Origin of the sequence: Rhodoluna sp. (genome assembly GCF_044239955.1) — a bacterium.
In the GTDB taxonomy this organism is placed as follows: Bacteria; Actinomycetota; Actinomycetes; order Actinomycetales; family Microbacteriaceae; genus Rhodoluna.
This window is the reverse complement of record NZ_JBIIAL010000001.1, coordinates 50,561-74,418: the sequence shown is the minus strand read 5'-3', so window position 1 is coordinate 74,418 and position 23,858 is coordinate 50,561. Positions and strand designations below refer to the sequence as shown.

At 49.4% G+C, this 23,858-nt stretch carries 27 protein-coding genes and 1 tRNA gene; 18 read left to right on the top strand and 10 right to left on the bottom strand.

From position 1 onward, the window contains the following. Positions 1–34: 34 nt before the first annotated feature. Positions 35–117 (bottom strand) — tRNA-Leu (locus AC9UFE_RS00370). An 83-nt stretch (positions 118–200) separates the two neighbouring features. Between AC9UFE_RS00370 and AC9UFE_RS00365 the strand changes: the two genes are divergently transcribed. Both AC9UFE_RS00365 and uppP read left to right on the top strand, forming a co-directional pair. After that, positions 201–410 carry a hypothetical protein gene (locus tag AC9UFE_RS00365; RefSeq protein WP_509544538.1) on the top strand — a complete coding sequence of 70 codons (210 nt, stop codon included), beginning with the start codon at positions 201–203 and terminating at the stop codon, positions 408–410. Next, positions 407–1,240 carry an undecaprenyl-diphosphatase UppP gene (uppP, locus tag AC9UFE_RS00360; RefSeq protein ID WP_509544535.1) on the top strand — a complete coding sequence of 278 codons (834 nt, stop codon included), beginning with the start codon at positions 407–409 and terminating at the stop codon, positions 1,238–1,240. Before AC9UFE_RS00365 ends, uppP begins: the two co-directional genes overlap by 4 nt. On the opposite strand, the gene AC9UFE_RS00355 is transcribed toward uppP, so the two are convergent. After that, positions 1,237–2,070: a PAC2 family protein gene (locus tag AC9UFE_RS00355; RefSeq protein WP_509544533.1), complete on the bottom strand. Its 834-nt coding sequence runs from the start codon at positions 2,068–2,070 to the stop codon at positions 1,237–1,239. The two genes, uppP and AC9UFE_RS00355, sit on opposite strands and share 4 nt — an antisense overlap. Positions 2,071–2,163: 93 nt before the next feature. On the opposite strand from AC9UFE_RS00355, the gene AC9UFE_RS00350 reads away from it, so the two are divergent. The 11 genes from AC9UFE_RS00350 to AC9UFE_RS00300 all read left to right on the top strand — a co-directional run bounded on the left by AC9UFE_RS00350 (position 2,164) and on the right by AC9UFE_RS00300 (position 12,718). Further along, positions 2,164–2,823, top strand: coding sequence for an HAD family hydrolase (locus AC9UFE_RS00350; protein WP_509544530.1), 660 nt, complete (start codon positions 2,164–2,166; stop codon positions 2,821–2,823). Next, positions 2,820–3,770, top strand: coding sequence for a tRNA (adenine-N1)-methyltransferase (locus AC9UFE_RS00345; protein ID WP_509544527.1), 951 nt, complete (start codon positions 2,820–2,822; stop codon positions 3,768–3,770). The genes AC9UFE_RS00350 and AC9UFE_RS00345 overlap by 4 nt, the downstream gene beginning before the upstream one ends. A gap of 70 nt (positions 3,771–3,840) precedes the next feature. Further along, complete coding sequence (locus AC9UFE_RS00340; RefSeq protein WP_509544524.1) at positions 3,841–4,785, top strand: FKBP-type peptidyl-prolyl cis-trans isomerase; 945 nt, start codon at positions 3,841–3,843, stop codon at positions 4,783–4,785. A gap of 3 nt (positions 4,786–4,788) precedes the next feature. Next, positions 4,789–5,757, top strand: a complete 969-nt coding sequence (locus AC9UFE_RS00335) for a helix-turn-helix transcriptional regulator (protein WP_509544520.1) — start codon at positions 4,789–4,791, stop codon at positions 5,755–5,757. Next, entirely contained in the window at positions 5,750–6,721 is a 972-nt protein-coding gene (locus AC9UFE_RS00330) for a helix-turn-helix transcriptional regulator (RefSeq protein WP_509544518.1), read from the top strand. Before AC9UFE_RS00335 ends, AC9UFE_RS00330 begins: the two co-directional genes overlap by 8 nt. Before the next feature lie 5 nt (positions 6,722–6,726). Next, complete coding sequence (locus tag AC9UFE_RS00325; RefSeq protein WP_509544516.1) at positions 6,727–6,963, top strand: hypothetical protein; 237 nt, start codon at positions 6,727–6,729, stop codon at positions 6,961–6,963. 60 nt (positions 6,964–7,023) lie between these two features. After that, a complete protein-coding gene (locus AC9UFE_RS00320; RefSeq protein WP_509544514.1) occupies positions 7,024–7,218 on the top strand; it encodes a twin-arginine translocase TatA/TatE family subunit in 195 nt (64 codons plus the stop codon). Further along, complete coding sequence (gene tatC, locus AC9UFE_RS00315) at positions 7,219–8,016, top strand: twin-arginine translocase subunit TatC (protein WP_509544511.1); 798 nt, start codon at positions 7,219–7,221, stop codon at positions 8,014–8,016. Between the two features lie 5 nt (positions 8,017–8,021). Then, positions 8,022–10,463, top strand: a complete 2,442-nt coding sequence (locus tag AC9UFE_RS00310; RefSeq protein WP_509544508.1) for a DEAD/DEAH box helicase — start codon at positions 8,022–8,024, stop codon at positions 10,461–10,463. Positions 10,464–10,472: 9 nt separating this feature from the next. Further along, positions 10,473–12,017, top strand: coding sequence for an apolipoprotein N-acyltransferase (gene lnt, locus AC9UFE_RS00305; RefSeq protein WP_509544505.1), 1,545 nt, complete (start codon positions 10,473–10,475; stop codon positions 12,015–12,017). Continuing rightward, a complete protein-coding gene (locus AC9UFE_RS00300) occupies positions 12,014–12,718 on the top strand; it encodes a polyprenol monophosphomannose synthase (RefSeq protein WP_509544502.1) in 705 nt (234 codons plus the stop codon). Before lnt ends, AC9UFE_RS00300 begins: the two co-directional genes overlap by 4 nt. Here AC9UFE_RS00300 and AC9UFE_RS00295 read toward each other — a convergent pair. Both AC9UFE_RS00295 and AC9UFE_RS00290 read right to left on the bottom strand, forming a co-directional pair. Then, entirely contained in the window at positions 12,715–13,077 is a 363-nt protein-coding gene (locus AC9UFE_RS00295) for an RNA polymerase-binding protein RbpA (protein ID WP_509544499.1), read from the bottom strand. The genes AC9UFE_RS00300 and AC9UFE_RS00295 overlap by 4 nt on opposite strands. 94 nt (positions 13,078–13,171) lie before the next feature. Continuing rightward, positions 13,172–13,948, bottom strand: coding sequence for a glycerophosphodiester phosphodiesterase family protein (locus tag AC9UFE_RS00290; RefSeq protein ID WP_509544497.1), 777 nt, complete (start codon positions 13,946–13,948; stop codon positions 13,172–13,174). Positions 13,949–13,950: 2 nt separating this feature from the next. Here AC9UFE_RS00290 and yczE point away from each other — a divergent pair, with 2 nt between their 5' ends. Then, a complete protein-coding gene (gene yczE, locus AC9UFE_RS00285; protein ID WP_509544494.1) occupies positions 13,951–14,553 on the top strand; it encodes a membrane protein YczE in 603 nt (200 codons plus the stop codon). 146 nt (positions 14,554–14,699) lie between these two features. On the opposite strand, the gene trpD is transcribed toward yczE, so the two are convergent. Continuing rightward, positions 14,700–15,761, bottom strand: a complete 1,062-nt coding sequence (gene trpD, locus AC9UFE_RS00280; RefSeq protein WP_509544491.1) for an anthranilate phosphoribosyltransferase — start codon at positions 15,759–15,761, stop codon at positions 14,700–14,702. A gap of 81 nt (positions 15,762–15,842) precedes the next feature. On the opposite strand from trpD, the gene ctaE reads away from it, so the two are divergent. The 4 genes from ctaE to qcrB are packed head-to-tail and all read left to right on the top strand — an operon-like array spanning position 15,843 to position 19,979. Then, positions 15,843–16,469: an aa3-type cytochrome oxidase subunit III gene (ctaE, locus tag AC9UFE_RS00275; protein ID WP_509544488.1), complete on the top strand. Its 627-nt coding sequence runs from the start codon at positions 15,843–15,845 to the stop codon at positions 16,467–16,469. A gap of 12 nt (positions 16,470–16,481) precedes the next feature. Beyond that, positions 16,482–17,276, top strand: a complete 795-nt coding sequence (gene qcrC, locus AC9UFE_RS00270) for a cytochrome bc1 complex diheme cytochrome c subunit (RefSeq protein WP_509544485.1) — start codon at positions 16,482–16,484, stop codon at positions 17,274–17,276. Between the two features lie 13 nt (positions 17,277–17,289). Then, positions 17,290–18,333 (top strand): cytochrome bc1 complex Rieske iron-sulfur subunit, encoded by a 1,044-nt coding sequence (gene qcrA, locus AC9UFE_RS00265; RefSeq protein ID WP_509544483.1) that lies wholly within the window; start codon positions 17,290–17,292, stop codon positions 18,331–18,333. Positions 18,334–18,335: 2 nt separating this feature from the next. Continuing rightward, entirely contained in the window at positions 18,336–19,979 is a 1,644-nt protein-coding gene (gene qcrB / locus AC9UFE_RS00260; protein WP_509544480.1) for a cytochrome bc1 complex cytochrome b subunit, read from the top strand. 36 nt (positions 19,980–20,015) lie between these two features. On the opposite strand, the gene AC9UFE_RS00255 is transcribed toward qcrB, so the two are convergent. From AC9UFE_RS00255 to erpA, 5 genes are all read right to left on the bottom strand, one after another. Further along, positions 20,016–20,402, bottom strand: coding sequence for a RidA family protein (locus AC9UFE_RS00255; protein ID WP_509544477.1), 387 nt, complete (start codon positions 20,400–20,402; stop codon positions 20,016–20,018). Further along, complete coding sequence (gene ctaF, locus AC9UFE_RS00250; RefSeq protein WP_509545095.1) at positions 20,402–20,797, bottom strand: aa3-type cytochrome oxidase subunit IV; 396 nt, start codon at positions 20,795–20,797, stop codon at positions 20,402–20,404. The genes AC9UFE_RS00255 and ctaF overlap by 1 nt, the downstream gene beginning before the upstream one ends. Positions 20,798–20,811: 14 nt before the next feature. Continuing rightward, positions 20,812–22,506, bottom strand: coding sequence for an aa3-type cytochrome oxidase subunit I (gene ctaD / locus AC9UFE_RS00245; protein ID WP_509544474.1), 1,695 nt, complete (start codon positions 22,504–22,506; stop codon positions 20,812–20,814). A gap of 11 nt (positions 22,507–22,517) precedes the next feature. Continuing rightward, positions 22,518–23,366 carry an aa3-type cytochrome oxidase subunit II gene (gene ctaC, locus AC9UFE_RS00240; RefSeq protein ID WP_509544472.1) on the bottom strand — a complete coding sequence of 283 codons (849 nt, stop codon included), beginning with the start codon at positions 23,364–23,366 and terminating at the stop codon, positions 22,518–22,520. 118 nt (positions 23,367–23,484) lie between these two features. Continuing rightward, the gene (gene erpA / locus AC9UFE_RS00235; protein ID WP_509544469.1) at positions 23,485–23,826 is read right to left on the bottom strand and encodes an iron-sulfur cluster insertion protein ErpA; all 342 of its coding nucleotides are present in this window, start codon (positions 23,824–23,826) and stop codon (positions 23,485–23,487) included. Positions 23,827–23,858 lie beyond the last annotated feature (32 nt).

Sequence of the window (23,858 nt, the reverse complement as noted above, 5' to 3'; positions counted from 1 at the left end):
CCTAGGTAGCAGGTCATACTGTCACAATCGACAGTGTCCGAGGGGGGACTCGAACCCCCACCCCCTTGCGAGGACTAACACCTCAAGCTAGCGCGTCTACCATTCCGCCACCCGGACTTACCAGATGCGATGGTATCACGGACCATCACCCAAGCTTTCTGGTACTTGGCAGCAAGGAAGATTGAAGGTAGTTTTGGGTTATGGCTACTGATCCTCGAATAGCACTCACGCAATTTGTTGCAGCGCTTGAGAAACATCATGAAGCGGTGGCGGAACGGCGAGGAGCTGGGGATTCCAGCGTCGAACGTGCTTACGACAACTTAGAGGACGCCTTTATCAACTATGAAGAAGCGCTCTCCGAAGAGTATGGCGAGTTTCTTCCGATTGCGATTGCAGAAGAAGATAATTGAGTTTTTTTGAAGCTCTAATACTTGGATTAATCCAAGGTCTAACAGAATTCCTACCAATTTCCTCTTCGGCACACGTCCAAATCGCGCAACAGCTTATGGGACTATCGGATCTATCTAGGCCAGAGCTCACTGCGTTTATTGCAACCATTCAACTCGGAACAGAGATCGCTGTTGTTGCATACTTCGCAAAAGACATTCGAAGAATTGTTAGGGCCTGGTTTGGTTGGGCTGCTGAGCCGAAATCGACCATGACGGCTGATGCAAAGCTTGGCTGGCTCATTATCATCGGAACATTGCCAGTTGTTTTGCTCGGGATAGCTTTCAGGGACTTCATAGAAAATGACGTCCGGAGCTTGTGGGTTATTGCTTTCACACTTATTGGTTTTGGAGTACTTCTAGGATTTGCTGACCTGGTTGGCAAGAAGAGAAAGACAATTGCGAATTTGGGCTACAAGCACGGCATCTTGTTTGGGCTTGGGCAAGCACTGGCTCTGGTGCCTGGAGTCTCCCGATCGGGGGGAACAATCACGGTTGGGTTATTGCTTGGTTACACCAGACAGGCGGCGGCCAGATACAGCTTTTTGTTAGCGATTCCCGCCGTTCTAGCTTCTGGGCTGTATTTGTTCATCAGCACTTACGGAAATCTTAATCAGGAGATGTTGCTAGCAACGATCTTGGCAACAGTTGTCTCGGGTCTTGTTGGTCTGGCAGTGATTCATTACCTGCTGAAGTACCTTGAATCAGGATCGTTTTTACCCTTTGTTGCGTGGCGTGTAATTGTTGGGCTCTGGTTGCTATGGATGCTATCTAGCGGCTCAATAGTTTCCTAAGCTTCTGGGGGACGCTGCTCAGACTCTAAGAACTTTTCTAGCTCTCTAGCGATTGCCTCACCGGAGGCAGCTTCGGAATCAACCTCATCACGGCTTGCTTCAAGTTGCTCGATGTAACCTGCCATCTCTTCGTCATTTTCAGCAATCTCATCGATTCCGCGCTCCCAAGCAAATGCCTGATCGGCCAAGTCTCCATGGCTGAAGCTCACCCCAAGTAATCTCTCTAGCTCTGCTACCAGTGCAAGTGTTGCCTTTGGCGATGGGGAAGTGTGAACGTAGTGTGGCACTGCAGCCCAAAGGGCAATGGTCGCAATACCAGCTTCTTCTAATGCGATTCCTAAAGTTGAAACGATGCCAACGGGACCCTCGTAGCTGCTTTTCTCGACACCTTCAATTTTCCTTACTTCAAGATTTTGACTGGTGGCGGTAACAGCAATAGGCCGGGTATGAGGGGTGTCCGCGAGCATTCCACCAAGAAAAATGACTGTTTCTATCTCGCGATCTTCAATCATCTCGATAACCTCAGCAACGAAGGATTTCCACCTTCTTGCTGGCTCAGTTCCAATCAGCACACTGAACCTGGAAAGCTTCGGGTCGGGATCAGTAGAAACAAGCAAGCTAGTTGTTGGCCATGTCAGTTCCCTGTGGCCATCTTCGGAAAGAGCAACTGTTGGCCTGGTGAATTGAAAGTCGTAGTAGTCCTCGGGGTCAACTACTGCGACCACTTCACATGAAAGTGACTCGCTAACGATATTTGCAGCCGCGCTTGCAGATTCTGCCGCATCGTTCCAACCCTCGAATGCGCAAATTAGCACTCGCCCTTGAAACACGCTTTCTACTGTCAATCTGCTGAATCTGCCCCTCGTGAAGATTTTTACTTGATTAACTGTAAGGCCAAATAGCGAGGCTAGAATTCAACCATCATGAATATTTCTTCGTTTCCTGCTGCCGTACTCTGGGACATGGACGGAACGCTGATTGACTCAGAACCCTACTGGCTAGCTAGCGAAAGCGCCTTCGCAGCAGCCCACGATAGCAATTGGGGACACGACGATGGCCTCGGAGTGATTGGCATGTCGCTGTACGAGTCATCAAGGCTTCTAAAGGAACGTGTCGGCTCATCACTGGAGCCGCAACAGATCATCGATCAAATTACCGACGGCGTTCTCTCTCAGCTGGAGCGCTCAATTCCTTGGCGTCCAGGGGCGAGAGAGCTTTTGAAGTTGCTCAAAGACAACAATGTAAAAACGGCTCTAGTAACGGGCTCGATGCACCGAATGGCTCAAAAAGTAGCTGAGCAAATAGGTTTTGAAGCTTTTGACCTGATCATCGGAGGAGATGACGTGGTCAAGGGTAAACCTCACCCTGAGTCGTACCTGATGGCTGCATCAATTCTAGGAGTGGATCCAACTCACTGCGTGGCCTTGGAGGATTCGCTAACGGGAATAACTGCCGCAGAAGCGGCTGGGACAAAAGCTGTTGGCATTGCGCACATCGTAGAGATACCTATGGCCGAGAATCGAATCCTCTGGCCAACCCTGGAAGGCGTTCAAATGGATGACTTGCGAGCACTGTTCTCGTGAATCCTAAACAATCTGGATTGTTCGCCGCTGGCGACAAAGTGCAGCTAACTGGGCCAAAGGGAAGAATCAACACAATAGTTTTATCCACGGGTGGAACATTTGGCACTCATCGGGGTGACTTGCGCCACGATGACATCATCGGATTACCGGACGGGTCGGTTGTAGCAAATCAAAACGGGGTGGAGTACTTAGCTCTAAAGCCACTGCTGAATGATTTTGTTCTATCGATGCCGCGCGGCGCAGCAATAATTTACCCAAAGGATGCAGCGCAGATATTGGTCTCAGGTGATATTTTCCCAGGGGCGGTTGTGGTTGAGGCTGGGGTTGGCTCCGGTGCGCTCAGTCTGTACCTGCTTAGAGCAGTCGGTAAGTCAGGGCAACTTCACTCTTTTGAGCGCCGTGCAGAGTTCGCGGAGATTGCCCAAGGCAACGTTACGACTCAGACCGGATTTAAACCTGATAACTGGAGTGTTCACCTGGGAGATCTGCAAGATGAACTTCCAAACGTTTTCCAACCTCACACGGTAGATCGGGTCGTGCTTGACATGCTTGCTCCCTGGGAGTGCATTGAGTCCGTGGCCGAAGCGCTAAGGCCAGGAGGTTTGGTAATTGTGTACGTTGCGACAGTGACGCAATTATCGAGAGTGGCCGAAGGAATTCGAGCCACTGACATGTTTACCGAACCGGAGGGTTTTGAGTCGTTAGTTAGACCATGGCACCTGCAAGGACTAGCTGTTAGACCCGAGCATCGAATGATTGGGCACACCGGATTCTTGATTACAGCTCGTAGGTTAGCGCCGGGCGCGGTCTTGCCACAGTTTAAGAACAAGGTGAAATCAACTGAGTACTCGGATCAGGACATCCTTGCTTGGAACCCAGAGGGCTTAGGGGAGCGAAAGATTTCCGAAAAGAAGCTAAGAAAGACTGTTCGAAAAGCTACTTCTTAGACCATCGCTGAGCCAAGGCCAACGACTAAACTTGAGAACTTAGGCCCAAAGCTCTCGAAAGAAGATTCTCTTGCAAAAGACCACACTTGCCCTGACCGCCCTTATCGTTTCTCTAACCATGACCGGATGTAGCTCCAGCGTTACTCTTGCCTGCGATTCTGCTGGAGGCGGAGAGCAAGTTGAATCAATTGAAGTTTCTGCAGAGCAACTAACCAAGCCAACAGTTTCTTTTGCCGCTCCAATCACAGCAGATTCCATACAGTCAAGAATCGTCTTCGAAGGCGAAGGAAATGTCTTCACGGGTCGCAACATGATCGAGTTCGAATTCGCTGGCTACAACGGTGCAACTGGCGAGCTATTGCAGGAAACCGATTTTGATGGAAAGAATCCGTCTCCAGGTTTTTTTGGTCCTGAATCGGTTCCAAACTTTTGCTCCGCACTAGTGGGAGCTAAAGAAGGCTCCAGAGTGGTCGCAATCTTCCCACCAAAAGACGCCCACGACGGCAGAGGTGTTGAGAGCCTTGGTATTGGACCAAATGACTCCTTTGTATTTATTTTTGACTTATCCAGGGTTTACCTTGAGAAGGCCGAAGGATCTGCGGTGTCTCCTGAGGCAGGCTTGCCAGCTGTTGTTACAACTCCCGAAGGGATCCCGGGGATCACAATCCCAAATACCGATGCTCCTGCCGACCTAAGGATCGCCCAGCTAGTCAAAGGCGCGGGAGAAACCGTAAAGTCAGGTGACAACGTCACCATGCACTACAGCGGTTTTTTATGGGCTAATGGAACCAAGTTCGACTCGAGCTGGGATCGAGGCACACCTGCGCAGTTTGTTGTGGCGCAGGGGCAGCTGATCGATGGCTTCTTGAGTGCTGTGGTGGGCCAGCAAGTTGGTTCCAGAGTTTTGGTGGTGATTCCACCCGCGTTGGGTTACGGCGCACAGGCGAGTGAAACAATCCCCGCTAACTCAACTCTAGTTTTCGTCATCGACATTCTAGGAACTAGCAGTCAGTAGCTGATGCCAGCGAAAATTGATCTTTCAGAGCGTCTATTCAATCTCACCTGCGCTCTGTTGGTTTCAAATCAGGGGTTGACTAAAGCTGAGATCTTTGCGAATGTTCAAGGATACAAAGAGCGTTACGTCCAAGGTGGTGACAACGAGTCACTGAGTCGATTATTTGAGCGTGACAAGGTTCTGCTTTCCAAAGTTGGTGTGGCGTGGAGATCATTCATCCCACCCGAAGACATGGATGACAATCAGGAGTACAGATACCTCATAGCAAATGAGGACTTTGTCTGGCCTGCCGGCACCGCGCTCACTGCAAAGCAGGTGGCGCTAATGAATCTTGCCGCGCAGGTCTGGGCCAAAGCATCGCTCTCTAGAGATGCCAACAATGCGATCATGCGGATTCGGGCAATGGGCGAGCCCGCAGATGCAACAAGCTATATTGGGATCGCACCTCGAATTCGAACCCATGAACTCGCGTTTCTTCCACTTTCGACAGCTATTGAAACATCTTCGAGGGTTTCCTTTGATTACCGTAAACCGGATCAAGCAGACTCTGACGTTAGAAATGTTGAACCTTGGATTATTCAGAACATATCGGGCCAGTGGCTTCTTCTAGGCTTCGACTTGGACAGGGAGGAGCCTCGCAACTATCTTCTTAGACGCATTTGCTCTGAGGTTGACATCCAAGATTTTTCATTCGACCCACCCAGCAAGGCTGAGGTTAACGAAGCTATCGCTGAGCTCGATAAGCACCGCAGCTCATCAAAAGCCAGGATTCGAGTTCCTGTCAAAAGCGCTGCCTGGTTCCACTTCGACCTAAAGCCAGACCAGAATACGTTCGAGGTCTCATTCATGGACGTTCACTTGCTGGCCGAAGAGCTAATGGAGTTTGTAGATCACGTCGAGATTTTATTCCCTCCAGAACTAGCGCAGGTTCTACACGCAAATCTTGAATCGGTAAGGGCATCTCATGCCTAAGAGTGTCAAGATCACAGGAGCAGAACGATACAACTTTATGCTGGCGCTAACTGGGTACCTTATTCAAAATAGGCAGCAGAAGATTTCTGACGTTGCCAAGCACTTTGGCGTCTCCGAACAAGAGATTGAGGATGCGGTAGTAACAATCTCGCTATCAGGGGTAGGAATGTATCGACCTGACGAGCTGTTTTTTTTGGATTACGACCTATTGGAAGAAGGGATAGTAGACGTTAGTTTTGCACCAACGTTGGAATCAGTCCCAAGGCTTTCGACCAGACAGGCCGCAGCGATTGCAAGCGGATTGTCATATCTAGAATCAGTTGTTGACGATTTAGACAAAGCAGAAATTGCAAAGCTTCTAAAGCTTCTTTCAGATGGAGGAAAGAGCACGAGCGAGTTGCCGTTCAAGGTGCATCCTTCTCGAGTTGATTTGGAGGTTTCTCTTTCCAGGCAAGCAATAAGTGAAGAAAGACTAATCAGATGTTCTTACATCAATGCCGCAAACCAAACATCAACTCGAGAAATTGAACCGATTGCCCTCGAATCCAATGATTCAATTTGGTATCTCAGGGGCTACTGTCGGACAAAACATCAAGTGAGAGTATTTCGGCTTGACAGAATGAGAGAGGTTGTGCTGGCTAACGAGCCACTAATTCGAGCCAAGTATCCAGAAGCAGAACCTTCAGGAATATATACGGTTAGCGAAAACGATACCGATGTAGTTTTCGACATCGATCCCGATGGATTTGGAATGCTGGCTGATTACAGGCCTGAGTATCCCGCGGTGGGGAACAAGACACTGAGGGTTTCAATACCAATTGGGGATGTTTCGACACTTGGGAGAGTGGTTTCGAGGTATTCGGGCCACGTTCGAGTTATCGCACCGGAGCAGGCCCGTAGAGTGGTATTTGAATACGCAAATCATGCCCTTGGGGCAAGCTCTTCTAATGAGAACGTGGAGTGAACCAAATGGAACTTTGGATATGGCTAACAGCAATAGGATCAGGGCTTCTGGTTCTGATTCTGGCGCTTGCGTGGCTGGTCTCGAGGGGGGTCGTACTTGCGAAGAAGCTCAAGCCATTTGCCGACCATGTGGTCAGGTTCAGAAAAGATGCCGAACAATACCCAGAAGCCGTTAAGTTCTATGCAGAGCTCGCCAGGGCTGAAGACACGCCAGCCAAGAAGCCTCGAAAGGCCAAAGGCTAACGAAAGAGAGCTGGAGAGCGTATTCTTGGTACATAGGAACTTGAGCGAATAGGAACCATAATGAGACCACCAACAACAACAGAATTGCTAATCATTTTGGCTATTGTCTTGCTGCTATGGGGTGGACCAAAGCTTCCAGGTCTTGCGAAGTCTCTTGCACAGTCGATGAGGGTATTCCGAAAGGAAATCAAGTCAACAGACGACACCAAGCAGGCTGATCAGCCTGTTGAGGGTGAGAACACCACTAAGAACTAAGTGGCCAGGAAGCAAAACCCCGAAGGTAAAATGAGCCTTTCGGGTCACCTGAAAGAGCTTCGCAATCGACTCTTTTGGTCGTCACTATTTATTGTTGCAGGCTCAGTGTTGGGCTGGTTCATGTTTGACGCTGTTTTTGTTGAGTTGCAGAGACCAATTTTGGAGTTAGCCAATAACGAAGGCTCCAATGCGACGATCAACTTCCCAACCGTTGTCTCTGCATTCGATGTTCGAATTCAGGTTTCTATTTTCTTAGGCCTGATCATGAGCTCGCCAGTTTGGCTATTCAACATCTGGTCTTTTATTACTCCCGGGTTGAAGAAGAAGGAACGCAAGTACACAATCTGGTTCGTTGTAACAGCAGTTCCTCTTTTCTTGGCTGGCACATTCCTCGCCTGGACCTCCTTAGCAACCTTCGTTCGGGTGCTTGTTGGATTCACTCCCGAGGGTAGCGCGAACGTTATAAATGCAAGCGAGTATATTTTGTTCACAATTCGAATTCTTTTGGTTTTTGGAATCGCCTTTGTGATGCCGGTGGTTCTTGTTTTGTTGAATTTTGCTGGAGTGATCACGGCACAAAACATTCTGAAGTCTTGGCGCATGGCAATTTTTGTCTCGGCTGTAGTGGGCGCAATCGCTACTCCAGCTGCGGAACCAATGTCTATGTTTTTGCTGATGGTCCCTCTTCTTGTCCTCTATTTTGTAGCGGCTGGAATTGCCACCTTGCATGACAAGCGACTGGCACGAAAGTCGGCCCAAATTGATCTCGAACTCGAGACCCCGCTAGCAACCGACTAACGAGCATGGAATATCTTTCCGCGTCCGAGCGGTTTCAGCGTGCTAAGTCAAAAAGGGCAAGTCCAAGTTTTGACTCATTTTTGGAGCTCCTTGATTTTCAACTTGACCCATTCCAGGAACAAGCCTGTGAGGCTCTGGCCCTGGGCAAGGGAGTGTTGGTTGCTGCGCCTACCGGTGCTGGGAAGACGGTGGTGGGGGAGTTTGCTATTCACCTGGCAATCGAGAGAAACCAAAAAGTCTTTTACACCACTCCAATCAAGGCACTGAGTAATCAAAAGTACTCTGAATTAGTAACACGTTACGGCGCAGAGCGCGTGGGCTTATTGACCGGAGACATAAACAACAATTCAGAGGCGCAGATTGTTGTGATGACAACAGAGGTTCTGAGAAACATGATCTACGCCAACTCAGAATCACTTATCGACCTGGGATACGTTGTGATGGACGAAGTGCACTACCTTGCTGACCGCTTTAGGGGAGCGGTCTGGGAAGAGGTAATCCTCCACTTACCTAAGGACGTTGTTCTGGTTTCGTTAAGCGCCACGGTGTCTAACGCGGAGGAGTTCGGCGCCTGGCTAGACGAGGTCCGCGGCGACACGGCGATTGTGGTCTCAGAGGTGAGGCCAGTACCTTTGGATCAGCACGTGCTGTTTGGCGATGAATTGCTGGAACTGTTCGAACCTGGGACCAAGGGACAAAGAGTAAGTGCGGAACTGGTCCGCAGGCATTCAGCCAAACTTCGAGTGCCGATAGGCAAGATCAATAAGGGCAAGAAGTCAAACAACTCATTTGACAGAGGTCTCTCGAGAATTCCTAAGGTCACGAAGCCAGAAGTAGTTGAAATCCTCGACGACAACGATCTACTCCCTGCAATCTTTTTCATCTTCTCGCGAGTAGGCTGCGACACTGCAGTGAGGTCCTGCCTTCAGCGAGGCGTGCGCCTAACAAGTCGTGAGCAGCAAGATGAGATCAGGCAGATTGTTGAACGAAAGTGCTCTTCGATCGCCGAGGAGGATCTGGACACCCTCGGGTACTTTGATTGGCTTAGTGGCTTGGAGAGAGGAATCGCGGCGCATCACGCTGGAATGCTTCCAGCTTTCAAGGAAGTAGTTGAAGAACTTTTTCTGAAAAAGCTTGTCAAGGTAGTGTTCGCAACCGAAACTCTGGCTCTAGGAATCAACATGCCAGCAAGAACTGTAGTGCTGGAGAGGCTAGACAAGTTCAACGGAGAGTCACGTGTGCAAATTACTCCAGGTGAATACACGCAACTAACCGGGCGAGCTGGAAGGCGAGGCATCGACACACTTGGGCACTCAGTTATTCAATGGTCGGGAAATCTTGATCCAGCGAGCGTTGCGGGGCTTGCCAGCAGGCGAAGCTACCCACTGGTGAGTCCCTTCAAACCAACAGCAAACATGGCCGTGAATCTAACTGATGCCTTTGGTCGCTCCAGAGCTCGTCAGGTGCTGGAAACCTCCTTTGCCCAATTTCAAGCCGACAGATCGGTCGTTGGAATGGCAAGAGGTATCCGTGACAAGCAGATATCGCTGGATGGCTACGCAAAATCTATGGAATGTCATCTTGGGGACTTCTTTCACTACTCTTCTATTCGGCGAGAGCTAACTGACATCGAAAAGGTACTTGCGGTAGGTAATACTCGGGCTGAGCGAGGAAAAGACATCAGGCAAACCAAGGGCAGACACGATCTCGAGAGAAAGTTAGCCGAGCTAAAGGTTCGCATGAAAACGCACCCCTGCCATTCCTGCAAGGATCGCGAGGCTCACGCAAGATGGGCAGAGCGTTGGTGGAAAATGCAACGTGAAACCAAAGCAACCATCGACCAAATCGAAGGCCGCACTAATCAAGTGGCGTCAACGTTCGACAAGATCTGCGAGCTCCTTATAGAACTTAATTACTTGGATGCCAAGGATCAAGATCTCGCAGTCACTGATTCCGGTCGGATGCTGGCACGCATTTACGGCGAGAGAGATCTTTTGGTCTCGGAAGCAATCCGAAACAAGACTTGGGACACACTCGATGCTGCTGGCTTAGCAGCCATGGCCGCCGCTTTGGTCTATGAGCCTCGAAGAGACGATGAGGGGTTTGAGCCTCGGGTACCGAAGGGAAACTTCCCGGCTGTGATCGAACAGACTCAGCAGCTTTGGGAAGAGCTCGAGTTTCTTTCTAAGAGACATAAGCTGCCACGCTCTTCAAAGATTGAGCTGGATCTTTGCTACCCGATTTACCGCTGGGCCACAGGTGCGAAACTCGATCTTGTTTTGGACTCCGCCGATTTGCTGCCGGGGGACTTCATTAGATGGTGCAAGCAGATCATTGACCTGCTGGAGCAAATTTCGCGCGCCGCCACAGGGTCGCTTTCAGCAGGCGCCAAGGATGCAATTGACAAGGTAAGACGTGGGATCGTTGCCTACTCCTACTATGCCTAGGCTAGAACCATGAGAAGCTGGCAACGATTTAGTGGCTTGGCCTGGAGACTTCCAACAGGTGTGGTTGGAGGATTGCTTTCTTCTCTTGCGATGCCACGAGAAGACGTCTGGCCGCTAATTTTTGTGTCGGTGGCCATGATCCTTATCTCAGTGAAAGGTCTTCGCTTTTGGCCTGCCACTGGAGCCGGATTCCTTGCTGGATTAGCTTTCTACATGAGCCAGGTCGAGTGGCTCTCACTGTATCTTGGACCAGTTCCTTGGATTGCACTTTCGGTAATGGAAGCACTAATTTTTGCTGCCGGGTCAGGAGCTATCGCGATTGTTTGGAGCCTGGCACAAAAGCTTAGGCAAAGTCTCTATCGCAACTTCTTGATAGCGCTCATGATTGCGACAATGTGGACTGCCAGGGAGTGGGTGGCGATCAATTTACCCTATGGGGGTTTCCCTTGGTCTCGCGTTGCACAAGCTCTGTCAGAGAGCTTTTTATCGCAACTGGTGTTTTTTGTTGGCATCTCCGGACTCAGCTTTGTAGCGGTGTTTATTACGGTTGTTACAATGATGGCTCTTGAGTCTGGATTCAAGGCCATAAAAACAAACCTCATTGGACTTGCAGCAGGCTTGGCTGCTATCGCAACCGCTTGGTTGTTCGTGGTACCGACCAGCGCCGAAACTGGAGAGCTGACGGTTGCTGCGGTACAGGGAAATGCCAACGCTGGGTTGTTCGCTAATGCGGAGCGAGGAACTTTTCTCAATAATCATATAGAAGCAACTGCGCTTCTAGGCAGCCATCCGCTTAAGGATGAGATTGATTTCATTGTCTGGCCAGAAAACGCTTCCGATCTGAATCCGCAGGAGAACATGCTTGCACTTATTCAAATTCAAGAAGTCGTTTCGACCTATCAAGTTCCGATTGTTCTTGGAGCAATAACCGAATCCGAGGGCGCTGTCTTCAACAGCTCGCTTTACTTCGACGTCACGGGTTCACAGATTGATCAGTACGACAAAAAGCGCCCCGTGCCATTTGCCGAGTATGTTCCAGACAGGCAGTTCTGGAACCAGCTTGCTCCGGATCTAATTGGTCTGGTCTCACGCGATTACGCCTTCGGGACAAGAGATGGCATCTTCGAGCTCGATGGAAGCAGGCTCGGGGTTCTTATCTGCTTTGAGGTTGCAATCGATGACATCGGGCGAGAATTGGTAGCCGGGGGAGCGCAAATCATCCTCTCTCAAACCAATAATGCTGACTTTGGTCGAAGTGACGAAACGTTTCAGCAAGCAGCCTTGGCTAGATTGCGGGCGATAGAGACCGGCCGAACCGTGGTCAACATTTCAACAGTTGGCGTTTCTAGAATCTTTCTACCAAATGGAGAGATCATCAGTGAGCTGCCAATTTTTGAGCCTGGAGTCATGGTCGAGAAAGTTCCGCTTAGGACATCGATAACTCCTGCAATGGCTATCTCGCCATACTTTGATCCAACCGTGAACCTAGCTGCACTTGGTCTTCTGCTAGTGGCCATCGGTAGACAGCTTAAGCGTCGAGGATATCAAGCTTGAAAACTCTGGTTGTGATGCCAACGTTCAACGAGGCAAAATCGCTTGGGTCAACGGTAGAGGGTTTACTAACAGAAGTTGAGGGTGTTGATGTCCTGATCGTTGATGATAACTCACAAGATGGAACTGCGAACATTGCTGATTCGTTGTCAGTGAGTCATCCTCGGGTATCAGTGCTTCACAGAGATTTGAAACAGGGATTAGGCCCTGCATACATTGACGGCTTTAGACAAGCATTTTTAAATGGTTACCAGGTTGTTGTCGAGATGGACGCCGATGGTTCCCACCAAGCAGGTGATCTGGCAAGAATTCTAAAGGCACTAAATACTGCCGATTTGGTTATTGGCTCCCGTTGGATCAAAGGCGGAAGCGTTAAGAATTGGCCGGTAAGTAGATTATTTTTATCTCGTTTTGGAAACTTGTATGCGAGGTTAATGCTCGGGACCCATATTTTCGACATGACTTCCGGATTTCGGGCCTACCAAGCAGGCTTTTTGAAAGAATTGACATCAACGCCTGTGGCATCCCATGGGTATTCGTTCCAGGTTGAGCTTGCCTACCGGGCGTCAAAGAGGGGTGTTGTTAAGGAAGTTCCTATCACGTTTGTCGAACGCGCAGAGGGACGATCAAAAATGACGCTAGGAATTGTTTTTGAGGCCTTGCTGAATATTCAGGTCTGGGGAATAAAGCGAATCTTTGGCTAAATGTCAGCCTTACCAGCTTTTCTTCGAGCTTTGATGTAAGAAAGTCGCTCTTTCAAGATGAGCTCAAGTTCAACTTTTGACCTTCGTTCTAGCAGCATGACCAAGTGAGACTTTGGCGTTTTGATCTCCGTGATACTCAGGGTGATTGGTTTACCGTCTTTTAGCAAAGTTCCAAACTCCGAGCAAGACTTGCACTGCCAGGTCTCTGGCATTTCAGCATCTTGAGCGAAGACAATCTCAGAGGAGTGCCCGTTTGGGCAAAGAAATTGATACTTGGTCCTGGGGGAGTAGCTAACTCCTACTTCGGACTCAAGTGATTGCTTTCCGATTCTGATACCGCGCATTGTCTGCTGGGCCACTTTGTTCTCCTTGTTATCAAAAGATGTGAACTATTAGGCACAACAAAGATTGGCAACCTAATCATCCTCATGCGAGTCCTTTAACAGCAAAGTGTCAGCTAAAGACCTTGATTGCGATGTCGCTGCGGTCAGTGACAATTCCATGTGCTCCGAGTGCAAAGAGGCTAAGCATCTCAGCTGGGTCGTTTATGGTCCAGTAATGAATTTCTTTATCCTGGTTTAAAACAGCCTCTACAAAACGAGGGTGCGTGAAATCAATCCCATACATTTTCGTCGGAATCTGAAGTGCATGAATACCTTGAAGTGAGGATGCAAGCTGTTTTCTTAGACCTAGCCTTGCGAGGGTGTAAGTGGAAAGCACTTTTGAACTCCCAGCGGACGAGGCTAATTTGACGGGGGAGATTGCCAAGGTCCGGATCCTTGAAGACTCGCTAAAGCTTGAAACTAGAACACGCTCAAAGGCTCCGGTTGCAGCGATTACCGCCATGCCGGGGGACTCGGTGCTAGGCGTTTTGAAGTCTAGATTGAACTTTGCCGAAGGAAATTTTTCCAGTGCTTCTTGCAAAGTTGGAATTTCGCCTCCAAAGGGGAGTCTGACTTGCTTGATCTCATCAAGACTTAGTGTCGAAATGAGTTTTTTGGAACCCACCAGGCGAGAAAGGTCAGAGTCGTGAAAAAGCACCGCAACACCGTCTTTGGTTAGCTGTAGATCGGTCTCCAGGTAATCAGCTCCGGCAGCCAAAGCAAGCCCAAAAGAGTCGATGGTGTTTTCGTCAACAACCTGTTTGCTTTCCTGGTATGTAAGACCACGGTGGGCAAAAATACGTGGTCTAGAGTCAGGAAGAGCACCTAGATAGGCAGTAGGGTTCATAGGTGCACCATGAAACTAACCGTAGCTTGCCGCTAAGGCTGATCACTCTATTCGCAGGATTGTTTGTTTATGGGTTGGGGGTTGCCCTCACAGTCCACGCAGGAATCGGTATTGCACCGTGGGATGTACTAGCTCAAGGAATTTCAATCCAAACCGGATATACCTTTGGCGTCTCCACGGTGATAGTGAGCATCATTGTGCTGCTCTGTTGGATCCCGCTCAAGGTCAAGCCTGGTTTTGGAACGGTAGCCAACGCGGTGTTTATTGGTCTATTTGCCGACTTTTGGCTCCTGATCCTGCCTGAGCTGACGGCCTACTGGCAGCAGCTCGGAGTGTTTCTTCTCGGAGTAGTTGTGGTGGGAATTGCCACCGGTCTATACATCAGCTCAAGCCTGGGATCGGGTCCTAGAGACGGTCTAATGCAGGGGACGGCAAATGCCCTAGACAAGCCCTTTTGGCTCGTCAGGACGGCTTTTGAGGGCTCTGTGCTGACAATTGGCTGGCTTATGGGCGGCCAAGTCCGAGAAGGAACTTTGATATTTGCTTTAACAATCGGCTATCTAGTTCAAGTTTCAATGAGGCTCTTCAAAATTCCTAAGGGGTAGCAATAGTTGCCTGCCAAGGGCGAGAACCACGATTCGGTAGGTTGGTCTTTGGGTGAGCTGGATTGGGTTGGATACCTTAAGCCGATAATGTACATTATGTCAACTTACAAAATCAAAGGCATAGAGCCATATCCCCTCAGATTTTCCTACTTTGACGATGCCACCCATTGCTCGAGCTTTGAATGCGCGTTTCCGGAATCGAGAGCCACACTGACTAACTGAATCGCAGAATCAAAGCGAGTGACCAGCTCAGATCCGACAAGAGAAGGATTCTTGGCGGACTGGTAGGCCACCACTCCCCCCGCAGCGTTCAAAATAGCGATGTCTCGGATTGCTCCGAGGTTCCCAGAGGTATCACCGGCAAGCAGATCCCTGGCAATCTTGGCGTTGTGAGTAGCATCGCTACCGAGTAGCTGCTCCAGATTTGCTCTTTTGATGCCAAATCTGGCCGGATCTAGCTCCCATTTGGTCACCAAATTGGGTGAAACTTCCCATATTTGGCTGCTTGTGGTGGTGGTTAGCTCGTCTAAACCGTCATTTCCTCTCGAAACAAGCGCATATCGGCCTCTTTGGGCCATTTCTTGGGCCAGAAGTGGGGCAATCTGCACATCTGCTACCCCTAATGACGTTGCTAGGGGTTGAGCGGGGTTAGCTAACGGGCCTAAGAAGTTGAAGGTAGTTGGAACACCGAGTTTTTTGCGAATCGGAGCCACGTGCTTCATCGCCGGGTGAAAAACAAGTGCAAAAAAGAACGTGATTCCCGTCTCTTTGAACACTCTTGCCACCTGATCTGGTGCTAGCTCGAGGTTGATTCCGAGCTCCGCCAGCATCTCCGAGGATCCTGTTTTACCAGAGGCTGATCTCGAACCGTGCTTCAAAACTGGAACTCCGGCTGCAGCAGCAAGGATGGAGGCCATCGTCGAGATGTTGACAGTCCCAATCATGTCACCGCCGGTTCCAACAATGTCGACGGCGTCATTTCCGGTGTCTAGCGATAAACAGTTTTGAAGCATCGTATCGACTAAGCCTGCTAGTTCATCAACGGTTTCAACCTTGGCTCGGAGTGCAAGGAGAAAATTTGACACTTCAGCTTCGGGTGCACTTCCAGTCATCACATCGGATAACGCCCAAGAACTTTGTTCACGAGTAAGGTCACGCTTAGCGTGCAAATCTTCGAGTATTGAGTTCCAATTTGTTTGCGAAGGCATCCAGTCAGCCTATTACCGAAACACAAGAGATTTGCTAGCTTATTGCCCTATATGCCTGAAATCTCGGGTTATCATATTCGTATGACATCCGCCCAAATGACCCAAAATGCCCCAATCGTGATAAATCGCCCCAGCGCGACCTCGGTTGGAACCATAGTTTGGCTGGGTAGCGAGGTCATGTTCTTTGCTGGTTTATTCGCGATGTACTTCAGCCTCAGGGCTAATTCCCCGGCAATTTGGGCTAATGACACCCAAATTCTTGACGTGACCTTTGCTTTGATCAACACCTTGATCCTGGTTGCCTCATCGTTTACTGCTCAGTTCGGAGTGTTTGCCGCAGAGCGGCTCCAGCCACGAGCTACCGGCCTATCCCCTGTCAAGTGGGGTCTAGTTGAATGGTTCTTCCTCAGTTATGTACTGGGCGCCATCTTCGTGGCTGGCCAGGTTTATGAGTACGCCATGTTGGTTTCCGAGGGTGTCTCTCTCAGCTCAAACTCTTATGGCAGCGCTTTCTACATCACCACAGGATTCCACGCTCTACACGTAACAGGTGGTCTAATTGCGTTCTTGCTAGTTATTGCGAAAACATATGCCGCAAAAAAGTACGGGCATCTAGAAGCAACCAGCGCAATCGTGGTTTCTTATTACTGGCACTTTGTTGATGTTGTTTGGATCGGCCTTTTCCTTATCATCTACGTTTTGAAATAAAGAAAGTTATTGATGTCACTTAGAAAAAGAATTAATGGCTCACGGCGCTCTCCCCTAGCAGCGACCATCGTCATCGCCGCTGGATTGTTGTTCTCCGGCGGTGGCTACGCCGTTGCTACCAATGTTGTTGAATCAAATGTTGCTCTTCCCTACACCGCAGATCAAATCGCGGAAGGAAAGAGATTGTTTTTATCCAACTGTGCCAGCTGCCACGGCCTAAACTCTGAGGGAACAGATGCAGGTCCAAGCCTTATCGGTGTTGGTGCTGCGTCGGTTGATTTCCAAGTTGGCTCTGGTCGAATGCCAGGACAAGGTTCTGGGCCTCAGTTGCCAAAAAAGACTGTTCAGTTCACCGAAGCTCAAATTGAACTGATGGCTGCTTACGTTGCGTCGCTGGCTCCTGGTCCAGCAATTCCAGAAGCAAGGTATCTTGAAGCAACCGGAGATGCAGCTCACGGTGGAGAGTTATTTCGAATTAACTGCGCGATGTGTCACAACGCCGTTGGCGCAGGAGGTGCACTAACCGAAGGTAAGTACGCACCGGTTCTAAATGGAGTTTCCGCCAAGCATATCTACGAAGCAATGGTTACTGGACCCCAGAACATGCCGGTTTTCAATGATTCCAACTTGACCCCTACCGATAAGCAAGACATCATTACCTACCTCGCCTACATTGACGAAAATGAATCTGCTGGTGGGTATGCCCTTGCAAGCCTGGGGCCGGTAGCTGAAGGATTGTTTATTTGGATTTTCGGTCTTGGTGGAATCATTGCCATAACCGTATGGCTCGCAGCGAAATCGAATTAGAGGGAGAACTTAGTTGGCTGGCAAGGACTTAGAACGAAGCAAAGAAGCTGAAGGCTTCGAGCATGAATTCGAATCCGGTCTTGCGGTAATCTCCCAAGACAAGATCAGCGATCCTGGTCTAGAGCCTCACCGCGTTCGAATGACTGACAAGTCCCCCAAGCACGCCAAGAATGCCGAGCGTCAAGTTGCAGTTCTGTTTATGCTTTCAGTAGTTGGAAGCTTCTTTGCGCTATGGGCGTACGTTGCATTCCCAATTACAGAAGACCTCTCGACTGTTCGCGCCAACAACTTGTGGCTTGGTCTTGGTATGACGTTGTCACTCCTTGGAATCGGAATAGGTGCGGTGCACTGGGCCAAGACGCTAATGCCGGACTTCGAAGTTTCTGAAGCTCGTCACCAAACCCGTGGTAGCGAAGATGTTCGCGCCGCTGCTGTTGAGATTGTGAAGCTAGCCGATCAGGAATCTGGTTTTTCTCGTAGGAAACTTATTCGCAGAACGATGTATGGAGCTCTTGCTCTATTCCCACTTCCCGCACTAATTGTGTTTGGTGACTTGGGTCCCGTAGTTGGTGACAGTCTGAGGCACACCATGTGGAAGAAAGGAACCAGGCTAACCAAAGATCCAACTGGTATTCCAATCAAGGCCTCAGACGTAACTCTGGGCTCTGTATTCCACGTGATTCCAGAAGGACTTGCAGAGATGCACGAGCACAAACTTGAAGAAAAAGCCAAGGCTGCTGTTTTGCTGGTGAGGTTGAATCAAGAAGATCTAAAAGAAGATGAAGATAAAAAGAGCTGGTCGTACGACGGTATCGTTGCCTATTCAAAAATCTGCACTCACGTTGGATGCCCGGTTGCACTTTACGAGCAACACACTCACCACTTGCTATGCCCATGCCATCAATCAACATTCGATGTAACCGAGCACTGCAAGGTGGTATTTGGTCCAGCAGCACGTCCTCTTCCGCAACTACCGATTTCGGTTGATGCTGAAGGTTACCTAATCGCGCAAAGCGATTTCCTAGAACCAGTCGGCCCTAGCTTTTGGGAGCGTTAAAGATGACAACCGCAGTTACTGAAAAGAAGCCAGAAGGCGCTCTTGCCTCTACCACTAACTACCTAGACGAGCGTCTAGGTGTTGGAGGAATTCTAAAGAACTTTGGTCGCAAGGTGTTCCCCGATCACTGGTCCTTCATGCTTGGTGAGGTAGCTCTTTACAGCTTCGTTATTCTGTTGATTTCTGGAACCTTCCTTACGTTCTTCTATCAGCCAGCCATGACAGAAGTAATCTATGACGGTTCCTATGTGCCACTTAAGGGTGCGCAGGTGTCGATTGCTTACGCGTCTTCACTAGATATCTCATTCGAAATTCGCGGTGGAATGCTAATGCGTCAGGTCCATCACTGGTCCGCTCTTTTGTTTGTTGCAGCCGCAGGGCTTCACATGCTCAGAGTTTTCTTTACTGGTGCTTTCCGCAAGCCACGCGAAATCAACTGGGTTGTTGGTTTTATGCTCTTCGTCTTAGGAATGGCGGCTGGTTTCACTGGTTACTCATTGCCTGATGATCTGTTGTCTGGAAACGGCCTTCGCATCATCGATGGAATGATCAAGGGCATTCCAGTTATTGGCACCAGCATTTCCGCTGGTCTATTTGGTGGCGAGTTTCCAGGCACCGAAGTTATCGCGAGGCTCTATGGCCTTCACATCCTTTTGGTTCCAGCATTGATTCTTATCTTTATTGCCATTCACTTGTTCATGGTTATTATTCACAAGCACACCCACTACTCAGGTCCAGGTAGAACTGATGAGAACGTGGTTGGCTACCCGCTGATGCCTGTCTACGTGGCAAAAGCTGGAGGATTCTTCTTCATTGTGTTTGGTGTTGTCATGTTGATTTCAGCAACCTTCACGATCAACCCAATTTGGAACTACGGTCCCTATGACCCCTCCCCTGTTTCCGCAGGCACTCAGCCTGACTGGTACATTGGCTGGTTAGACGGTGCCCTGCGTCTAGCTCCTAGTAACTTAGACATTGCATTCTTGGGTCACACCTATCCATTCGGTGTTCTAATTCCACTGGTAGGAAGCCTTGTGTTCCTTGGGCTTGTAGCTGTCTACCCGTTCATCGAAGCTTGGGTTACCGCTGACAAGCGCGAGCACCACGTACTAGACCGCCCAAGAAACGCTCCAACCCGCACAGCTATCGGCGCTGCTGGAGTTACTTTCTACGGTGTGCTCTGGGCGGCAGCCTCGACAGACCTAATTGCCACGTTCTTCCAGATGTCGCTGAATCAGGTGCTGGTGTCGATGCAAATCATGCTTATCCTCGGACCGATTTTCGCATACATCGTGACCAAGAGAACTTGTTTGTCCTTGCAGCGTAAGGACCGAGAGATTGTCCTGCACGGTAGAGAGACAGGTCGAATTGTTCGTCTGCCACACGGTGAATACATCGAAGTTCACGAGCCACTAGATAAGTACGAAATGTACAAGCTAGTTGACTTCAAAGACTACAAGCCAACAATTGTTAGACCGAACGAAAAGGGCAAGATTACTGTTGGCTCCCGAATTCGATCTGCTCTATCGAGAATCTACTTCGAGGACCGGATCTCTCCAGTTTCAAAGACTGAGCTGGAGAAAGCTCAGTCTCACGATCAGTCCCCTGCGATTGAGGCAACAAAGCAAGATCAGCTCTCAAAATAGCTAAATGGAAAAACCCCGGCCAAGGCTGGGGTTTTTTTAGGGTTTGTAAGAGTCAACTTCTATCTCAACCAGCATTGCCTTGTTAATGAATTGAATTCCAGCGAGCATTGTCGCAGCTGGTCTAATTGCTGAAAAGAGCTCTCCGTGAACACGGCCTACCGCGTCCATGTCTTCCGCTTTCGCTAGATACATTCTGGTTCTGACAACATCTTGGAGGCTGTGCCCTCCGGACAAAAGAGCCTTCTCGATGACCTGGAATGCGACCTTAGCTTGTCCATAGGCGTCTCCCTCATGCTGCAGCACACCATCGACGGTGGCCGTCGAACCAGATACGTGAATGTAAGGCCCCGCTACAACGGCCCTGGAATAACCAATTGATTCTTCCCAGGGTCCCCCCGAGGAGATTTTCTTATCTGCGGCCACTAGTGTGCAAAATGTCCGCGGTTATGTTCAAAAACAAAACCAACAACACCAATCAGCGCCAATGGCACGGCTATAAAGGTTAGCCACCAACCCACAGCCAACGATGCAAAAGCAAGAGCTGAAGCAGCTCCAACAAAGATTGGCCACCAGCTCCAGGGCGAGAAGAAGCCAAGCTCAGACTCCCCATCTTCGATATTCGCATCTGGGCGATCTTCTGGAACAAACCCCTGCGTTCTATCTGTCTTCCAAAGATAAAAGGTGATAAAGATGCTCATGAAAGTAAGCATTGCAAGAGCTGAGGTACCGATAGGTTCCCAGCCTCCGTATGTTAGAAACCACCAAACTGCATACAGAGCGGTGATCAGAGCAAAAAATACGGTCATTATGAACCACATGCTCACATTGGCCTTCATCGCTGTTTCCCGTCCTCGCTAGCTGCGGCTTTAGCCTCAGCAGATACGTGATCGGGGTGGTGTAGATCGAAAGCTGGTGACTCAGACCTGATTCTTGGAATTGAGTGGAAGTTGTGACGAGGGAACGGACTTGACGTTGCCCACTCCAAGCTTCTTCCATAACCCCATGGGTCATCCAGAGTAACTGTCGGTGCCCTGCGAGCTGTTACGTATAAGTTCCAGAAGAACGGAATCATGGAAAGTGCTAGCAGTATTGAGCCTCCGGATGAGACCATGTTCATCCAGGTAAAGCCATCTTCAGGTAGGTAAGTAGCGTAACGTCTTGGCATACCAATAACACCGAGCCAGTGCTGCACGAGGAAGGTGATGTGGAAACCAAAGAACAAAATCCAGAACTGGATCTTTCCAAGACGCTCATCCAGCATCTTGCCGGTGAACTTTGGCCACCAGAAGAAGAATCCTGCGAACATGGCGAACACCACTGTTCCAAACACCACGTAGTGGAAGTGTGCAACCACAAAGTAGCTATCTGAGAGGTGGAAGGTTAGCGGAGGTGAGGCCAAGATAACCCCGGTCAGGCCACCGAAGATAAAAGTGGTTAGGAACCCAAGGCTGTAAAGCATCGGGGTCTCAAAAGTAATTGACCCTCGCCACATCGTGCCAATCCAGTTAAATATCTTCACACCCGTTGGAACCGCAATCAACATGGTTGTGAAAGCAAAGAACGGAAGCAACACTGAACCGGTAACGTACATGTGGTGAGCCCACACTGTCATAGACAGAGCGGCAATTGCGATCGTGGCAAAAATAAGTGTCTTGTAACCAAAGACCGGCTTGCGGCTAAACACGGGGAAAATTTCAGAAACGATTCCAAAAAATGGCAACGCAATGATGTAAACCTCAGGGTGGCCAAAGAACCAGAACAAATGCTGCCAGAGCATTGGGCCACCGTTAACGGGGTCAAATATGTGAGCGCCGAATCTACGGTCGGCTCCTAGAGCAAACAATGCAGCTGCAAGAGGTGGGAAGGCCATGATTACCAAAATTGAAGTTACTAGTGTGTTCCAAGTGAAGATTGGCATCCGGAACATCGTCATGCCAGGAGCCCGCATGGTCAAGATTGTGGTGATGAAGTTGACTCCACCCATGATTGTTCCAAAACCGCTGAGAGCTAGACCAAAGACCCACAGGTCTCCGCCTATGCCCGGTGAGAAAGTCGTATTCGATAAGGGCGCATACGCAAACCACCCAAATGATGCAGCGCCTTGCGGAGTGAAGAATCCAGAAACCGCTATCAGGCTGCCGAAGAAAAAGAACCAGAAAGCAATTGCGTTCAGGCGCGGAAAGGCAACATCTGGTGCACCAATTTGAACAGGCATCAGAACGTTTGCAAAGCCTGCGAAGAGCGGAGTTGCAAACATCAAAAGCATTATGGTTCCGTGCATTGTAAACAGCTGGTTGTACTGCTCTTTAGTCTGAACGATGTCAAGCCCAGGTAGGGTCAACTGCGCGCGAATAACGAGAGCCATCACTCCGCCGATGAGGAAGTAAACAAAAGAAGTGATTAGGTAGAGATAACCGATTTTCTTGTGATCAGTTGTGGTGATCCAGTCGACAATGATTTCACCCTTGGATTTTTTCCGAGGCGACTGGTATCCGCCGCTTTGCCTGGTGTCAGTTAGGGTTGCCATCTGCCTATCCTCTAATCTCTAATCTCAGGGTCGTCGCCTGGAAGATTCTGGTTTCTATCAAGTGAAGAGTCAAGCTGTCCGGTTTGACCCTTGGCAGCGAGGCTAGAAAGATAAGTGTCGTACTCAGCTTGGGAAACAACTTTCACTTGGAACAACATCATCGAGTGATACTCACCGCAAAGCTCGGCACATTTACCCATGTAGGTACCCTCAACTTGCGGTGTGAAGTACATGTGGTTCGTCTTTCCAGGGAACATATCTTTTTTGTACAAGAAATCAATTACCCAGAAGGAGTGAATAACGTCTCTCGAGGAAAGGTCTATCTGTACGGTCTTTCCAACCGGTAGGTACAAAGCTGGCAGTGTTTCCGGAACGCCTTCTTGTCCATCAAACTGTGCTTGAATGCCAGATTCATAAACGTTGGCGTCAACATAGTTGAAGTCCCAGCTCCACTGCTTGCCGATAACCTCAATAACCACGTCAGGGTTCTCGGTAGGTTGCTCGATCGCGGCAATGTCTCTAGCAGTGAACGCGAAAAAACCAATAACTAGTACTAATGGAATCACTGTAAAAAGCACTTCAATTGGGTTGTTGTAGCGCAACTGAGGTGGCATCCCTGTTTCGCCCTTGCGTCGGCGATAAACCACTATCGCCCAGCCCATTAGAGCCCAAGCAATAATTCCAACCAGCCAGAGAATTATCCAAGCGGTAGTCCACAACCCCACAATTCGGTCTGTGTGATTGGTTACTCCTGGAACTCCTGGGAGCCATCCGCGAACAAAATCATCTGTACAGCCCGTTAAAAGAAGAACTAGGCCAGTGGCGCCAGGAATGGCTAACCATTTTGAACGATTCTTCAATTAAAACTAGTCCTTTGGCTGTGTAGAGCTTGTGACTTAAGTCTAAGTCAGTGTTTTGGGAATCCCCGCCAAAACACCAATAAACACTTGGGTTATTGGAGGTTTAGGCACTGGTTTGTTAGTTGAAAGAATCTCCGCAAGCGCATGAACCAGCTGCGTTTGGGTTGTCAATCGTGAAGCCTTGCTTCTGGATGGTGTCCTCAAAATCAATGGAAGCGCCTTCAAGATAAGGAACGCTCATTTTGTCCACAACAACCTCAACATCGTCAAACTTTGCGATTGCATCGGTCTCTTCTAGCACCTCATCAAAGAAAAGTTGATAGATCAATCCAGAACAACCACCAGGCTGAACTGAGACTCTCAGCCTGAGATCGTCTCGTCCTTCTGCGCTGATCAGACTTTTTACCTTGTTTTTGGCGGTATCGGTTAGCTTTACGCCGTGGCTAAGGGTTTGTTCCATTGAAATCTCCTTGGAGTAGCTTCTTTGTTGTT

Bases quoted from the DNA above. Each gene is read 5' to 3' on its own strand.
- erpA (WP_509544469.1), bottom strand. From the start codon at position 23,826: ATGGAACAAACCCTTAGCCACGGCGTAAAGCTAACCGATACCGCCAAA.
- AC9UFE_RS00310 (WP_509544508.1), top strand. From the start codon at position 8,022: ATGGAATATCTTTCCGCGTCCGAGCGGTTTCAGCGTGCTAAGTCAAAA.
- qcrB (WP_509544480.1), top strand. From the start codon at position 18,336: ATGACAACCGCAGTTACTGAAAAGAAGCCAGAAGGCGCTCTTGCCTCT.
- qcrC (WP_509544485.1), top strand. From the start codon at position 16,482: ATGTCACTTAGAAAAAGAATTAATGGCTCACGGCGCTCTCCCCTAGCA.
- ctaE (WP_509544488.1), top strand. From the start codon at position 15,843: ATGACATCCGCCCAAATGACCCAAAATGCCCCAATCGTGATAAATCGC.
- AC9UFE_RS00325 (WP_509544516.1), top strand. From the start codon at position 6,727: ATGGAACTTTGGATATGGCTAACAGCAATAGGATCAGGGCTTCTGGTT.
- AC9UFE_RS00365 (WP_509544538.1), top strand. From the start codon at position 201: ATGGCTACTGATCCTCGAATAGCACTCACGCAATTTGTTGCAGCGCTT.
- ctaD (WP_509544474.1), bottom strand. From the start codon at position 22,506: ATGGCAACCCTAACTGACACCAGGCAAAGCGGCGGATACCAGTCGCCT.
- AC9UFE_RS00330 (WP_509544518.1), top strand. From the start codon at position 5,750: ATGCCTAAGAGTGTCAAGATCACAGGAGCAGAACGATACAACTTTATG.
- lnt (WP_509544505.1), top strand. From the start codon at position 10,473: ATGAGAAGCTGGCAACGATTTAGTGGCTTGGCCTGGAGACTTCCAACA.
- AC9UFE_RS00290 (WP_509544497.1), bottom strand. From the start codon at position 13,948: ATGAACCCTACTGCCTATCTAGGTGCTCTTCCTGACTCTAGACCACGT.
- AC9UFE_RS00320 (WP_509544514.1), top strand. From the start codon at position 7,024: ATGAGACCACCAACAACAACAGAATTGCTAATCATTTTGGCTATTGTC.
- AC9UFE_RS00350 (WP_509544530.1), top strand. From the start codon at position 2,164: ATGAATATTTCTTCGTTTCCTGCTGCCGTACTCTGGGACATGGACGGA.
- AC9UFE_RS00335 (WP_509544520.1), top strand. From the start codon at position 4,789: ATGCCAGCGAAAATTGATCTTTCAGAGCGTCTATTCAATCTCACCTGC.
- trpD (WP_509544491.1), bottom strand. From the start codon at position 15,761: ATGCCTTCGCAAACAAATTGGAACTCAATACTCGAAGATTTGCACGCT.
- ctaF (WP_509545095.1), bottom strand. From the start codon at position 20,797: ATGTGGTTCATAATGACCGTATTTTTTGCTCTGATCACCGCTCTGTAT.